This is a genomic window from Agrobacterium sp. ES01, from assembly GCF_050320885.1.
Taxonomy (GTDB): domain Bacteria; phylum Pseudomonadota; class Alphaproteobacteria; order Rhizobiales; family Rhizobiaceae; genus Allorhizobium.
In genome coordinates, this window is record NZ_JBNQTH010000008.1 from 93,243 (window position 1) to 108,501 (window position 15,259).

The following is a 15,259-nucleotide window of genomic DNA, read 5'->3' on the forward strand; positions in this document are numbered from 1 at the left end:
AGAATGACGGCGCTCTCGTGATGTCGGTATCACCCGCAAATAAGCCGGCGGCGAGTGAAAAATGTTCTCACCTGTCTCCCTTGCGACGCGTGTCGAATTCGACACCGTGAACGACGCCATATTGGCTAGCACAATGATCCAGGGTCTGATCTTCGAGGTGCAGCCATGAGCAAGATGCCCTCCACAACATCTACTTTACGCTATTTCAGGTGGGCCTTTATCCTGACCTTTGTCGGACTGGCGCTCGGTGCCTGGCTCGGCTGGCAGTCGACCGGCACCGTGGGTGGAACGGCAACGATCTTCATGATCTGTGCCATTCTGGCGGTGCTTGAGATCTCGCTTTCCTTCGACAACGCCATTGTGAACGCCAACAAGCTCAAGACCATGACACCGGTCTGGCAGAAGCGCTTTCTCACCTGGGGCATCGTCATTGCCGTGTTCGGCATGCGGATCGTCTTTCCATTGCTGGTCGTGGTCATTGCCGCCAGGATCGGCCCGATCGATGCCATCGTCATGGCCGCGTCGCGACCGCAGGAATATGCTCTCATCATGCATGAGGCGCAGTTGCCGATAGCCGCCTTCGGCGGCACATTCCTGATGATGGTGGCGTTGAAGTTCTTCTTCGACCAGGAAAAGGATGTTCACTGGATCGGTTGGCTGGAGCGCCATCTGTCCAATTTCGCGGCCATCAAGGGCATCGAGATCGCCTTCATGCTGGTCGTGATCCTGGCATTTTCCTACACCATTGTTGATGCTCCGCAGACAGAGATGAACGAACCGGTTTCCTTCGTCTACAGCGCCATCTACGGCCTCGTGACCTTCCTGCTTGTTGAAGTCGTCGGCGGATTTATGGACGCGTCTCAGCAAAGTGTGCGCTCAGCGGCAAGCGGTGGTCTGGGTGCCTTCATCTATCTCGAAGTGCTCGATGCCAGCTTCTCCTTTGACGGCGTGATCGGCGCTTTCGCTTTGACCCAGAACCTCTTCATCATTGCCATCGGCCTTGGCATCGGCGCCATGTATGTACGCTCAATGACGATCATGCTGGTCGAAAAAGGCACGCTTGCAGAGTACAGATATCTGGAGCACGGCGCCTTTTATGCCATCCTGATCTTGTCGCTGATCATGTTCTGCCAGACCCAGATCCATATCCCCGAAGCCTTGACGGGCCTTGGCGGCGCTGCCTTGATCGGCATATCGCTCTGGTCCTCCATCTTGTACAACAGACGGGAGCAGAGCTAGCAGCTCTTCGATGAACCGTTGTTGGCATGCGCCGGAAATGGCGATAAAAGCGGGCCGGCATCTCGACCCGCACGGACCTGATCATATCCGGCCTGGCGATGCCCATGGGTTATGGCAGAGGCATGAGGTGATGCAGCGTGAGTGGACCAGACAGGAACAAGCACGCAGGCACACCACCTGAACGGGTTCGCGGTCTGGCGCGCTGGCTTGAACTGCGCGCCATCGCACTCACGCCTGAACATTTGCATCTGGAAGATGGCATTCGCGCCGCATTCATTGTTGCAGTACCATTGCTGGTGGTCGTAGCGACCGGCCAGAGCCACTTCGGATGGGCGATCTTTGCTGCCTTCTGGACCTGTCTTGCCGATACCGGTGGCCCCGAGCGCCGACGCCGCGGTTTGCTGATGGGCTTCGTGGCGCTGGGCAGCATGGCCGCACTGATCGGCTCATTCCTGGCTGGCTACGGCATCGTCTTTGCCCTTTCGGTCGGCCCGGTGCTGGTCACCATTACCGCACTTTTGCCGCTGCGTTGGCCAGCGTCGACAATGGTTGCGACCCTGGTTGGCGTGGTGGCAGTGGTGGCGGCGGGTTATCCGCTGCCTGCAGCCGGTGCAGCGATGCTTGCCTTGACATTCTTCTGCGGTGGCAGCTGGGCTGCCATTATCCTCACCATTGTCTGGCGCACGGACCGGTGGCTTCCAGCGCGACAGGCGATTGCCGCAGTCTATGCGCGGCTAGGCGACATGGCGACCGATATAGCGGAAGCGCAGGGTGCAGACCAGATGGATCCGCGACGTTCAACGCATAGCCAGCACCGCCGGGCCGTGCGCATGGCAATCGAGAGAGCGACCGGTCTCTTGGACCAGAACGCAATCGCCGATGATGCCAAGTCCAACGGACTGGATGAAGCACTGGCCATAGCCGACAGTGTTTTCCACGGCCTGCTGGCACTCGATCATCTGCGCCTGACAAACCAGCTCGATGCGGATTTGCGCGCTGCACTGAATGCGATCGCGCCTCTTCTTGCACAGGCACGGAAAACGATTGTCGACCGCTCGACCGATATCAAAGCGGTTGAGCAGAGAGCGAGGATGTTGGCGCAAATGCTGCCCGCCCAGCATGGCGCCGGTACACGCGCCATTCACGCCATTGCGGCTGCCTTCAAACATGAGGATGATGATGCCAGTGTTGCGCTGAGCGGTTCGCGCATGCAAGCGGCAGACAGCGGACAATCAAGGCGCGTCCTACAGACCGCTGTCCGCTCCGGGGTCGGCGTTGCTGTCGTCACGCTTGTCGCCCATCTGCTGTCGCTCACCTATCCCTACTGGGCGACCATGGCAATCATCGTTGTCCTTCAGCCGGGACCCCGCATGAGCTGGAGCCGCAGCCTGGAGCGCATTCTCGGCTCGTCTGCCGGCGGTGTACTGGCACTGGCAATTCTGTCTGCGCCCATCGGCTACACTTTTTTGATCGCTTTGGTGATTACCATCGCCGCGGCGACAATTGCCGTGCGCTCGGTCAACTACACGCTGTTCGTCGTCTTCCTCACACTACTGTTCGTGCTGGTCATGGACATCCTCAGCCCCGGCGAAGGGATTGCGTCTGCGCGCATTCTCGACAATGTGCTTGGTAGCGTGGTCGCCATTCTGGTTACGTTGATCGTCTGGCCCAATCGGGAAGCATCGGTTTCCAGTCTTGTCGCAGAGGCGGTTCATGCCAACCAAGCCTATCTCGACGCGGTCGGTAGCGGCGATGCGAGACTAATTGCGCCTGCACGTCGCGATGCAGGCCTTGCCAGCACCGAAGCCGAAATCGCCATGCATGCGTCTGACCGTATCATTCGGCGGCGATCGACCGAAGAGGACAAAACGGCCATCATTGCCGCGCGCCAGCTGGCCGGCGAGGCCGCCGCACTCTGGTACTCGAACCATGAGCTGCCGAAGCCTGGCGGCGATGCCCCATCGATCACTTCCCCTGGCGATAGCAGGCCTTGAGCCGTAAAACAGTGATGTCGGGCGGCGACCGGCTTGACCGGGGCTTCTGCATGGACTTCAATCATCCGCGACATGCATTCGCAAAATGAACACGCGCCGAAGGGCGAACATCGCAACCCAAATCAGCTGCGGGTCGGGTTTATCCTGGCGCGCGGCTTTACGCTGAGTGCGTTCGCTCTGTTCGTTGATGCGCTGAGGCTTGGCAGCGATGTCGCCGATCGCTCGGGCCGGATCAATTGCGATTGGGAAGTTCTGAGCAGCAGTCGGCATTTCATGACGTCGAGCTGCGGTGTGCAGGTCTCCCCCACCTCGTCGCTGCGCCCTCCGACAGAGTTCAGCTATATCGCTGTCATCGGCGGACGGCTCAATGTGAGCGAACCGATCGATGCCGAAACCGAGCGCTATCTGAAACAGGCAAGTGCCCTTGGCGTGCCCGTTCTGGGCGTGTGTACCGGCAGCTTCATTCTGGCCCAGGCCGGACTTCTGGATGATCGGCTGAGTTGCGTCAGCTGGCTGCATTACGGCGAGTTCAAGGAACGCTTTCCCAATCTGAGCGTGACCTCGCAGCGCATCTTCGTCGAAGATCGTAACATCATGACCTGCGCCGGTGGCAGCAGCGTTGCCGATCTTGCGACCTTTCTTCTGCGCCGCCATGTCGGTCCGGAGGCGGAGCGCAATGCGCTGGAAATCCTGCAGATCGTTCGCCGCCGCGATTCAGACGAACTCCAGCCGCGCGACCCACTCGATTTCGGTGGCATTCGCGACGAGCGGGTCAGCCGCAGCCTGATGCTGATGGAACAGCGCATTGAAGAAGTGCTGGATATTGCCGCAGTAGCGGACAAGATCGGCCTGTCGCGCCGGCAACTGGAGCGGCTTTTCCAGAAGGAGCTGAATGCGACGCCTGCGGCCATCTATCAGGTTCTTCGCCTGAAAACGGCTATGCGGCTGGTCGCGGGAACGGATATGCCCTTGATCGATATCGCCATTCAAACCGGCTTTGAAAACTCGTCGCACTTCATCCGTCGCTTCAAGAAAGCCTTTGCCGTAACGCCGACGTCCGTCAGGCGGCAGGGCGAGCAGCAGCGGCAGGAATGGGCAAAGCGCAGCATGCCGCAACTGCAGGGACGAACGGAAGCGCGCACCTAGTGCGACCGCGAACGCGAAGGGCTGCAGTGAGGTCAGGCGGATCAGCGTATTTTCGGTATTGAGGTCGCAATCGCCAGTCCGCTTGACGGCGTTCATGGCGTGCAGAGGCGATCCGTCGACATTGCCTCGCCCGATCTATTGCGACAGGGTGAAGGACCAATTGCACGGTGAAGAAGTGATATGAATCAACGACAGATACTGGCCTTTCGCCTTGCCATGCGGCACGGATCGATCACGGCGGCGGCACAAACGCTCAACGTCTCACAGCCCGCCGTCAGCCGTCTGATCGCGGATCTGGAGCAGGCAATCGGGTTTTCGCTCTTTCTGCGCCAGGGCGGCAAGATCCAGCCGACACCGGAGGCGATCCAGTTTCAGCAGGAAGTCGAGCGCATGTATTACGGTTTCGACCGCCTGAAGCAGGCGGCCAACGAGATCAAGGATCTGCGCCGCGCCACCTTGCATATTTCGACCATGCCAATGGTCAGTTTCGAGATCGTACCGGCAACGCTGAAGCGGTTCCTCGACGAGCATCGCGGCATCAGGGTGACCCACAATGTTCACACCTCCTCCCGGATCGTGGACATGATGACGTCGCGACAGCTCGACTTCGGCCTGGCCCAGACCCATGTCGAACGACGCGACATCGACATCATCGCCTCCTATCGCAGCTATTGCGTTTGCGTCATGCCGAAGGATCATCCTCTGGCCGGGCTTTCGTCCATCGGTCCCCGCGACCTCAAGGATGAACCGATGGTGGCGCTCGCACATCACACCGTCACGGCCAATTACGTGACGCAGAGCTTCGCTTCAGCCGGCATCACCCCGAGTATTGCCATGGAAAGCCAGCCATCCTACTCCGCTTGCGGCCTGGCTGCTGTTGGCATCGGCGTTGCAATCGTCGACCCGTTCACGCCTAAAATTTTCGGCGACAGGTTGGCAACTGTGCCATTCGAGCCGGAAATTCCCTTTGATTTCCATCTGATAAAGCCGGCAGAGATTCCGATCACGCGGGCAGCCGAAGGCTTTGCCGATGCGCTCGTCAGGACGCTGGCCGAGATACCCGGCCTGGAAGTTTTCACGCCATAACATTTACGCATGGATCGAAAGATTAATTCTATTTGATTTTATGGGGAACCGGACAGAAGCTCGTCTTAACAAATAGCAAAAGGGAACCACGACCATGCGCGCCAAACGCCTCCTCGCCACAATTGCGTCTTTGACCATCAGCGTCTCGTCAGCAATGGCTGCAGATTTCAACATGCGTCTGCACACGCTGGTGAAATCGCCGCATCCGTATAACGACATGGCGGAATTCATGAAGAAGACGCTGGAGGAAAAGAGCGACGGGCGCATCGCCGTCCAGATCTTCGATTCGGGACAGCTCGGCCAGGATCCGGCTGTGATCAGCGAACTGGCGTTCGGCACGATCGACATGATGATCAGCACGACCAGCAATGCCGCCGAGCAGGTTCCGGAATATGGCATCTTCACCATGCCCTATCTGTTTGACGGCATGGAAGGCATCACCAAGAAGATCGGCCCCGGCACACCGGTTGAGGCCCATTTCGAAAAGATCTACGAAGATCGTGGTCTCGGCATTCATCTTCTCGCACTGGGCGCATCGGGCGCGCGTAACCTCGCGACCAAGGACAAGCCGGTCAATGATCTTGCCGATCTCGCCGGTATGCGCATGCGTACGCCACCATCGCCGATGGATGCCGAAACCTGGAGCGCGCTGGGCATGCTGCCGGTGACGATCGCCTGGGGCGAACTTTACGCGGCACTTCAGACCGGTGTTGCAGGCGCGATGGAAAGCTCGCTTCCCGGTTACTCCGGCGCCAAGCTCTACGAAGTCGCCCCCAATCTGGCCCTCACCCAGCACACGCTTCAGATCAACCACATCTCCATTTCGGATGTCACCTGGAACAAGCTGCCGGACGACCTGAAGGCGCTGGTGCAGGAAACGGCCACCGAAGCCAATGAACTGGGTGTCGAAAAGGCCATCGAATATGATGCCAATCTGGTGGATTCTCTGGCCAAGGATCACGGCGTCAAGGTTACCCATCCGGATACCGCAGCCTTCAAGGCAAAGCTCGAGCCGATCCAGGCCAAGCTTGCCGAAAAGCTCGATCTGTCTGCAGAATATGAGTTGCTGACAGCCAAGTAAGTCTCGGCTGCCCCCTCAATCTGTCTCGGGAAGGTATTCCTTCAATGTTGCGCCGTTTTAACACGCATGTCGCAGCCGTGGCCGAGTTCGGCCTCTGGCTCGGCTTCCTGGGTCTGATCCTTACGGTCGGGCTCCAGGTTCTGGCCAGAACCATCCTCAAGCTGCCGCTCATCTGGACACCGGATCTGGCACAGCTTCTGTTTTCCTGGCTGATTTTCGTCGGTGCCGCTGTGGCACTGCGGCGCAACGCCCACTACACGGTGGACATGCTGCCACCGAGCTGGCGCGCGCTCAACGTGCCACTCGCGTTCTTCGGCATGCTCGTTACCGCACTGGTCGTCTATCTGCTGGTCGTCAACGGCTATGCGCTGGTGGCCTTGCGCCAGTCCGGAACCATTCAGTCACTGGGCATTTCCCGCATGTGGCTGTTCCTGCCAATCCCGGTCAGCGGGATTTTGATGGCGCTATTCTCCTTCGAGACACTGCTCGACATGCTCACCGGAAAGTCCGCCCGATGAACCCGCTGGTCCTCCTTCTGTCAAGCTTCTTCGTCCTGATCATTCTCAGGGTCAATATCGGCTTTTCGCTCATCGCCGCCTCCCTGATTGTCATGTGGCAGCAGGGCCTGCCGCTGACGTCTGCGGTCAACCAGATGTATTCCGGCATCGACAGCTTCACCTTGCTGGCGGTTCCCTTCTTCATGCTGCTTGGCCGTGTTCTCAATGCCGGCTCCATCACCGATCGGCTACTGGCCGTTGCCAATGCAAGCGTTGGCCATGTCCGTGGCGGTCTGGGCCATGTGAACGTGTTCGTCTCAATGGTCTTTGCCAGTCTCTCCGGTTCTGCTGCCGCCGATACCGCAAGCGTCGGCTCTATCCTCATTCCGGCGATGAAAAAGGCCGGCTATGATCCAGCCTTTGCTGTTGCCCTGACAGCCGCATCCTCCACGCTCGGGGTCATCATTCCGCCGTCAATCGTACTGATCGTCTATGGTGCCTTCGGCAATGTTTCCATCGGCGCGCTTTTCCTCGGCGGCGTCGTGCCGGGCTTGCTGATCGGCCTGTCGATGATGATCTACACCTACATCCTTGCTGTTCGTCACGGTTATCCCGCCGACCCGTTCCCCGGTATCAGGGCCATGGGTGGCATCCTCAAGCGCGGTGCAGCCCCCATGCTGATCCCCGTGCTGGTGCTGGGCGGTATCGTTGGCGGTGTGTTTACGCCCACGGAAGGCTCCATCATCGCGGTTGGCTGGGCGTTGTTCCTGTCGCTCGTCGTCTATCGCGACGTGCCATTGCGCAGCATGCCCAAACTGCTCACCGATGCGGTCATCGACTTTGCCGTACCGATGTTCACAGTAGCCGGCGCCGGTATCTTCGGATGGCTGATCGCCTATCTGGGAGCAGCCCAGATCGTGGTGGACTTTATTACCGCGCAGACATCGAACCCTTACCTCATCATGCTGATGCTGGTCGGCTTCCTACTGCTGATCGGCACCGTCCTCAACCCGATTTCGGCGACCCTGATCTTCCTGCCGATCATCCAGGCGCTTGGCACGACCTCGGGTGTCGACCCGGTTCATCTGGGGGTTCTGACCACCATCATCCTGTCGATCGGTCTCGTCACGCCGCCATACGGTATCTGCCTGCTGATCGCGGCCCAGATCGGTGAGGTCAGTATTGGCCGTGCCATGATCGCGGTTCTGCCGATCTGTATCCTGACGATCTTCATCGCCTGCATCTCGCTCTGGGTCCCCGACATCGTTCTGGGCCTGCCCAAGCTTCTCGTTCCACAATATTTCTAGGAGATATTACCATGGCTCATATCAAGCCAAAGGGCTCGTTCGTCGCCCTCGTTACCCCGATGAACAACGACGGAACGATCGACTACGAAGGTTTCCGCACGCTGTTGAACTGGCACCATGAAAACGGCACCGAAGCGGTGCTGATCATGGGCTCGACCGGCGAAGTCTCGATGCTGTCTGCCGAAGAGCGCAAGATGATCATCTCCGAGACCGCCAAGATGAAGCCGGGCAATATGCTGATGTATTACGGCATTACCGGCAACAATACCGAAACCACCATCGATTATGCCCGCTATGCCAAGGCAGAAGGTGCCGACGGTGCCATTCTGGCAGCGCCTGCCTATATCTGCGCCGACAATGCCGCCATCACCGATTACGCCATGGAAGTGCTCGACAGCACCGATCTGGCCATGGGTTTTTACAACAACCCGCCGCGCGTGAAGACCGACCTGCACTGGAACGATCTGCTGAAGCTTGCCGAGCATCCCAATATGGTGGTGCTGAAGGAATCGACCACCCGCGTGGGCCAGGTTGCTCAGGTTTGCGCTGCCAAGCCCGATATGGCGATCATGTGCTGCTGCTCGCCGAACCTCGGTCTGGTTATTCCAACCATGGCGCTGGGCGGCCATGGCACGGCAAACATGACAGGCAACATCATTCCGCGCGAAATGGCGATCATTTCCAAGCCATGGGAAAGCGGTGAGGATGCCTTCAACTGCCGTGAAGCATGGCTGACCAACCTGCCCATGCTGCACTTTGCCTATTCCGCCATCAACCCGGTCGCCGTAAAGACGCTGATGCGCGTTCTCGGCATGCCGTCTGGTCCGCTGCGCAAGCCTTTGCAGCCGATTGACGGTGCCAAGCTGCAGGTCGGCATCCAGGCCTTCAAGGATCTTGGCCTTACAGAGCGTTACGGCTTCGAAGTCGATTTCGCCGCTGCGGCTGAGTGACCTTGTCGGGCACGCATAAAATAAGCCTCTGCCATTGGGGCGCATTCGAGGCGCTGGTCGAAAACGGCCGGCTGATCGAGGCGCGTCCCTTCGGCGATGCCGGCGCCGATCCGCAAATGATCGGCGCCTGGCCAGAACTGGCCTATTCCGATCGGCGCATCGATCGTCCCTATGTCCGTGCCGGCTTCCTGAAAGGGAGCCGCGATGGCAGCAAGCGTGGCGAAGAGGAGATGGTCCCCGTCAGCTGGGACGAGGCGCTTGATCTGGTGGCGGGTGAACTGACCCGTGTCTATGCAGACCATGGTGCAGCATCCATCTTTGGCGGGTCTTACGGCTGGTCGAGCGCCGGTCGCCTGCATCATGCCCGCACGCAGGTGCGCCGTTTCCTGAGCGCTGCCGGCGGCTTTACCGATCAGGTTGGCAATTACAGCTGGGGTGCGGCCAATGTCATCCTCCCCCATGTGCTGGGTGACGCGAGTGCCGTTTCCCATGCAGCAACGAGCTGGGCAAGCATTGCGGACCACACGGATGTCGTTGTTGCCTTTGGCGGCCTGAATCCGAAGAACTGGCGTGTCACCTCGGGCGGTGCCGGTCGCCATGACATGCCCGAATTCATTAAAAAGGCCAAAGCCCGTGGCACACGCTTTGTGGTCGTATCGCCCTTTGCTGGCGATGCACCCGACGATCTGGATGCCACCTGGATTTCACCACGCCCGAACAGCGACACTGCGATCATGCTGGGCCTTGCCCATCAGGCGCTTGTCAGCGGTCGTGCAGATACCGAATTCCTGAACCGCTATGTGACCGGACAGGACGCGTTCTTCGCCTATTTGCAAGGTAGGCATGACGGCGTCGTCAAATCGCTTGGCTGGGCTGCTGAGACGAGCGGCGTGCCGATTGGCAAGCTGGAAGCGCTCTGGCAGATGATGTCGTCCGGTCGTGTCATGCTGAGTGCAGCCTGGTCGCTGCAACGCGCCGACCACGGCGAGCAGCCGTTCTGGGCGCTGATTGCCCTTGCGGCCATGCTCGGTCAGATCGGCCTTCCGGGCGGCGGTTTCTGCTTCGGCTACGGCTCCATGAACGGCGTCGGCGCGATGGCAAGACGCGGTTATGTGCCGGTTATGAGCGGCCTGAAAAACCCGGAAAACAGCGCCATTCCAGTTGCCTGCGTGACCGATTGCCTGCTCAACCCTGGCAAGACGGTCGATTTCAACGGCCAGTCGCTTTCCTATCCCGATATCAAGCTGGTCTATTGGGCGGGCGGAAATCCGTTTCACCATGCCCAGGACCTGTTCAAGCTCGAGCAGGCCTGGAAGCGTCCTGAGACGGTGATCGTGCACGAGCCGTGGTGGACGCCCACTGCCAAGCGCGCCGATATCGTGTTGCCGGCAACCACCAGTCTGGAGCGCAACGATATCGGCGGATCGTCCCGCGATCCTTACGTCTTTGCCATGCCCAAACTGATCGACCCGGTTGGCGAAGCGCGCAATGACTTCGACATTTTCTGCGCCCTTTCAGACCGTCTCGGCTGCCGCCCTGCTTTCGATGAGGGTCGCAATGAGGAAGAATGGCTGCGGCATCTGTGGGAGAAAACAGAAGCCCGTGCCCGTGCCGAAGCGCTGCAGGCGCCATCCTTCGAACAGTTGTTTGCGGAGGGCTATTGGCGCGTTCCGGATCCGGAAGCTCCAGAGGTGATGCTCGAAGATTTTCGTGCCGATCCGTCCCTCAAGCCACTTGCCACGCCCTCTGGCCGGATCGAACTCTTCTCGACGGCAATCGAAGGTTTTGCCTATGCCGACTGCCCGGCGCATGCTGCCTGGCTCGAACCGGTCGAATGGCTCGGCAATGCCAAGCTCGGCGAGTTGCACCTGATAACCAACCAGCCGGAAAAGCAGTTGCATGGTCAGCTTTACCCTGTGCTTGGCAGTGACACGGCTGCGCCGGTGACGATCCATCCCGACGATGCGAATTTGCGCGGCATCGTGGATGGCCAAAAGGTCAGGCTCTTTAATGCACGCGGTGCCTGTTTTGCGACCGCCAAGGTGACCTCGTCGATCAGGCAAGGCGTATTGTTGATGCCGACCGGCGCCTGGTTTGCGCCGACTGATACCGCAGAGGGCACAGTCGAACAAAACGGCAATCCGAATGTTCTGACCGCCGATCGGCAGACCTCGTCGCTGGCCAAGGCCTGCGCGGCGCTCAGTGCCCTTGTGCGGATTGAACCGTGGGCTGCCAATACCGATCAAGGAAACTGACATGGATCTTGGAATTCGCGGGCGCAAAGCTCTGTTGACCGGTGCCAGCAAGGGCATGGGAAAAGCCTGCGCAATGGCATTGGCGGAAGAGGGCGTGGCAATCACCATCGTTGCCCGCAATCTGGATATGCTGGAACAGACGGCCACCGAAATCCGGGAACGGACGGGCGCAGAGGTCAAGGTTGTCTCAGCCGATATCACCAAACCCGAAGGCCGCGCCGCAGCCCTGGCCGCCTGCCCTTTGCCTGACATCCTCCTCAACAATGCCGGCGGTTATCCACCCGGCGACTTCCGCACATGGGAGCGCGAGGACTGGATCGGCGCTCTGGATCTGATGATGCTGGCGCCCATCGAGATGATGCGCGCCACAGTCGACGGAATGATGGAACGCGGCTTCGGCCGGGTCGTCAACATCGTCTCGCGCAGCGTCAAGATCGCGCAATTGGAACTCGGACTGTCGAATGGCGCCCGCTCCGGCCTCGTCGGTTTTACCGCGGGTCTTGCGCGTCAGACCGTTGCGCGCAACGTTACCGTCAACAACATCCTGCCCGGCATCATCGACAGCGATGCGCAGCGCGAGCATATCGCTGGTATGCTGGAAGAAGGCGGTCCAAGCTTCGATGAAATCTGGCAGCAACGCGCCAAGGGTAACCCCGCCGGCCGCTATGGTCGCACCGACGAGATCGGCGCCTATTTCGCCTTCCTCTGCAGCGACAAGGCCGGATTCGTTACCGGCCAGAATCTGCTCATCGATGGCGGCGGCTATCCCGGAACCTACTGATCGCACCTACAGGGCACGCGGGAAGAAACAAAATGAAAGTCATTATTATCGGGGCCGGCGTCGTCGGTGTGACCACAGCCTGGTATCTGACCGAGCTTGGCCATGAGGTGACCGTCGTCGAGCGGCTGCCCGGGCCTGCCGGTGAGGCAAGCTATGGCAATGCAGGCGGGATTTGCCCGAGTTTCGCAGGCCCCTGGGCCGCGCCTGGAATGCCACTTAAGGCATTGAAATGGTTGTTTGACGATTTTCCACCGCTGAAGATCCGACCGCGGCTCGATTTGGCGCAATGGCGCTGGCTTTTGAGTTTTCTCGCCAACTGCAATCCGACTAGCTTTGCCGAAAACAAGTCCAGCATGCAGCGCATTGCTCACTATAGCCGTCATTGCCTGAGCGAACTTCGTCTCAAGACTGGCATCCGGTTCGATGAAGCTGACAAGGGCGTATTACAGGTCTTCCAGACCGAGGAAGAGGCAGAAGGCGGACGCCGCTCTGCCAAGGTTCTGATGGAGCTCGGCATCGCCCACCGCTTCGTCGAAACGCCGGAGATCATGCGTCTCGAGCCGGCGTTGAAACAGGCCGATGCGTCCTTTGCCGGCGGACTCCATTTGCCCGAAGACGGCACCGGCGACAGCCATCTGTTCACACGGGCGCTTGCGGATTTGCTGATCGCTCGCGGCTGCCGTTTTCATTTCAATACGGCCGTCACGGCGCTCGAAAGGGACGGTGGCAAGATTGCCCGCATTCGCACCCGCTCTGACGAGGCCCGCGACAGCGAAATGAGCGCGGATGCTTTCGTGCTTGCCGCCGGAGCCTTTGCACCTTCGCTGCTGAAGCCGCTCGGCATTGATCTGCCCGTCTACCCGGTGAAGGGATACTCGATCACTGCAGCCATTTCTGACGACCAAGCCGCACCGGTCTCGTCTGTCATGGACGAGCATTCCAAGGTCATGGTCACGCGTCTTGGCAATCGCTTGCGCGCCGCCGGCGTGGCCGAAATCGCCGGCTATGACAGGGCCTTGAGGCCCGAAGCCCGCAAGGGACTGATTGCACGTGTCAAAACGCTGTTTCCCGATGCCTGCGACTACGAACAGATCGAGTTCTGGTGCGGTTTTCGTCCGATGACGCCGGGCGGACCGGCCAAGGTTGGGCCAACGCAATTTGCCAATCTCTATCTCAATGCCGGTCATGGTTCCAATGGATGGACGCAATCCTGCGGAACCGCGCGCATTCTCGCTGACCTGATGTCAGGGCGCAGACCGGATGTTGAACTTTGATGTGAATTCATAGAAGTCTAGCCCCGGTATCAGACACACGAAAGGACCTCCTCATCATGAACGCTATCTCCACAGACAAGGCACCTGCCGCCATCGGCCCCTACTCCCAAGCTGTTCGCCATGGCGACCTGCTGTTTGTTTCCGGCCAGCTGCCGATCGATCCGGCCACCGGCGAGTTTGCAGCCGAGGATGCGGTTGGACAGATGCAGCAGTGCATGAAGAATATTGCGGCCATTGCTGAAGCTGCCGGCACGGATATCTCCAAGACCATCAAGACGACGATCCTGCTGACCGATCTCTCCGGTTTCGCTGCAATCAACGAAGCCTATGGCGCTGCCTTCACCGCACCTTATCCGGCTCGCGCCACCTTCGAAGTTTCGGCATTGCCAAAGGGTGCCAAGGTCGAAGTTGAAGCCGTCATCGCCATCTGATCGGACACATATCCATGACATCCCCTTCCATTGCCTGCCCCAACATTACCGAGCTTCCCGCAAGCGAGGATCGTGTCTGGGCACGCGAGGCCATTGCACTGCTCCAGGGCGACGGTCGGCGTTCTGCCGATACCCATCTCGTCAATCCTGTCTTTCCGGGGCTGAAGGGGATTTCGATCTATCTGAAGGATGAATCGACCCATCCAACGGGAAGCCTGAAACACCGGCTTGCCCGCTCTCTCTTTCTTTACGGCATCTGCAATGGCCGTATCCGCAAGGGCACCACGCTGGTCGAAGCGTCTTCCGGTTCGACGGCAGTCAGTGAAAGCTATTTCGCCCACCTGCTCGATCTGCCTTTCATTGCGGTGATGCCGCATAGCACCAGCCGGCAGAAGATCGAGGCTATCGAACGTTTCGGCGGGCGCTGCCATTTCGTCGATAATCCGGGCGAGGTCTACGACGTCGCCGCGCGGCTGGCTGCCGAAGCCGGTGGTTACTATCTCGACCAGTTCACCTATGCCGAACGCGCCACCGACTGGCGTGGCAACAACAATATTGCCGAGTCCATTTTCCAGCAGATGGAGGGTGAGGTTCATCCCCATCCGACCTGGGTGGTCATGTCTGCCGGCACCGGCGGCACCTCGGCAACGCTCGGGCGCTATATCCGCTATCGCAATTTCCCGACGCGCCTTTGTGTCGTCGATGTTGAACATTCAGCCTTTTACGATGCCTGGCATAGCGGCGACATGAAGGCCACATCTGCCCGCCCCTCGCGGATTGAAGGCATCGGGCGACCGCGTGTCGAGCCGTCCTTTGTGCCCGGCGTGATCGACCACATGATCCGTATTCCGGACGCGGCTTCGATTGCCGCCATGCATGTGCTGTCGGAAAGACTTTTCCGCCGCGTCGGCGGGTCGACCGGCACCAATTTCTTCGGTGTTTGCTGGATTGCCAGCTGCATGCTGGAGGCCGGTGAAAAGGGATCGCTGGTTTCGCTTATCTGCGACAGCGGTGACCGCTACACATCGACCTACTACAATCCGGAATGGCTTGCCGCCAACGGTATCGATATCGCGCCCTATCGCGAGATGATCGAGACATTCCTGGACTCAGGCCAATTTACGCTTCCGGTAGAGACTTGAGAAATCAACGCCGACGCGTATGAGCTTGGCTTAAGTCAATGCATGGATTTTCCGAAATCGAGCGGCAAGGAACGTG

General features: G+C 59.4%; 14 protein-coding genes. 13 read left to right on the forward strand and 1 reads right to left on the reverse strand.

Features of this window, described 5'->3' with window-relative positions; genetic code table 11:
* Positions 1–165 precede the first annotated feature (165 nt).
* Positions 166–1,239, forward strand: a complete 1,074-nt coding sequence (locus ACQQ2Q_RS19385) for a DUF475 domain-containing protein (RefSeq protein WP_428188773.1) — start codon at positions 166–168, stop codon at positions 1,237–1,239.
* A 137-nt stretch (positions 1,240–1,376) separates the two neighbouring features.
* A complete protein-coding gene (locus ACQQ2Q_RS19390) occupies positions 1,377–3,233 on the forward strand; it encodes an FUSC family protein (protein ID WP_428188774.1) in 1,857 nt (618 codons plus the stop codon).
* Between the two features lie 57 nt (positions 3,234–3,290).
* Here ACQQ2Q_RS19390 and ACQQ2Q_RS19395 read toward each other — a convergent pair whose 3' ends face one another.
* The gene (locus ACQQ2Q_RS19395) at positions 3,291–3,503 is read right to left on the reverse strand and encodes a hypothetical protein (protein WP_428188775.1); all 213 of its coding nucleotides are present in this window, start codon (positions 3,501–3,503) and stop codon (positions 3,291–3,293) included.
* Between the two features lie 3 nt (positions 3,504–3,506).
* Between ACQQ2Q_RS19395 and ACQQ2Q_RS19400 the strand changes: the two genes are divergently transcribed.
* From ACQQ2Q_RS19400 to ACQQ2Q_RS19450, 11 genes are all read left to right on the forward strand, one after another.
* Positions 3,507–4,379, forward strand: coding sequence for a GlxA family transcriptional regulator (locus ACQQ2Q_RS19400; RefSeq protein WP_428188776.1), 873 nt, complete (start codon positions 3,507–3,509; stop codon positions 4,377–4,379).
* 180 nt (positions 4,380–4,559) lie between these two features.
* The gene (locus ACQQ2Q_RS19405; RefSeq protein ID WP_428188777.1) at positions 4,560–5,465 is read left to right on the forward strand and encodes a LysR substrate-binding domain-containing protein; all 906 of its coding nucleotides are present in this window, start codon (positions 4,560–4,562) and stop codon (positions 5,463–5,465) included.
* A gap of 94 nt (positions 5,466–5,559) precedes the next feature.
* Positions 5,560–6,546: a TRAP transporter substrate-binding protein gene (locus ACQQ2Q_RS19410; protein WP_428188778.1), complete on the forward strand. Its 987-nt coding sequence runs from the start codon at positions 5,560–5,562 to the stop codon at positions 6,544–6,546.
* Between the two features lie 44 nt (positions 6,547–6,590).
* Positions 6,591–7,064, forward strand: a complete 474-nt coding sequence (locus tag ACQQ2Q_RS19415) for a TRAP transporter small permease (protein ID WP_428188779.1) — start codon at positions 6,591–6,593, stop codon at positions 7,062–7,064.
* Positions 7,061–8,350, forward strand: coding sequence for a TRAP transporter large permease (locus ACQQ2Q_RS19420; RefSeq protein ID WP_428188780.1), 1,290 nt, complete (start codon positions 7,061–7,063; stop codon positions 8,348–8,350). The genes ACQQ2Q_RS19415 and ACQQ2Q_RS19420 overlap by 4 nt, the downstream gene beginning before the upstream one ends.
* Before the next feature lie 11 nt (positions 8,351–8,361).
* Entirely contained in the window at positions 8,362–9,300 is a 939-nt protein-coding gene (locus ACQQ2Q_RS19425) for a dihydrodipicolinate synthase family protein (RefSeq protein WP_428188781.1), read from the forward strand.
* A gap of 2 nt (positions 9,301–9,302) precedes the next feature.
* A complete protein-coding gene (locus ACQQ2Q_RS19430; protein WP_428188782.1) occupies positions 9,303–11,555 on the forward strand; it encodes a molybdopterin-dependent oxidoreductase in 2,253 nt (750 codons plus the stop codon).
* Between the two features lies 1 nt (position 11,556).
* The gene (locus ACQQ2Q_RS19435) at positions 11,557–12,336 is read left to right on the forward strand and encodes an SDR family oxidoreductase (RefSeq protein ID WP_428188783.1); all 780 of its coding nucleotides are present in this window, start codon (positions 11,557–11,559) and stop codon (positions 12,334–12,336) included.
* A complete protein-coding gene (locus ACQQ2Q_RS19440) occupies positions 12,336–13,610 on the forward strand; it encodes a D-amino acid dehydrogenase (RefSeq protein ID WP_428188842.1) in 1,275 nt (424 codons plus the stop codon). The genes ACQQ2Q_RS19435 and ACQQ2Q_RS19440 overlap by 1 nt, the downstream gene beginning before the upstream one ends.
* 56 nt (positions 13,611–13,666) lie before the next feature.
* Complete coding sequence (locus ACQQ2Q_RS19445) at positions 13,667–14,041, forward strand: Rid family detoxifying hydrolase (protein WP_428188784.1); 375 nt, start codon at positions 13,667–13,669, stop codon at positions 14,039–14,041.
* A gap of 14 nt (positions 14,042–14,055) precedes the next feature.
* Positions 14,056–15,183, forward strand: a complete 1,128-nt coding sequence (locus ACQQ2Q_RS19450; protein ID WP_428188785.1) for a PLP-dependent cysteine synthase family protein — start codon at positions 14,056–14,058, stop codon at positions 15,181–15,183.
* The last annotated feature ends 76 nt before the right edge of the window (positions 15,184–15,259 follow it).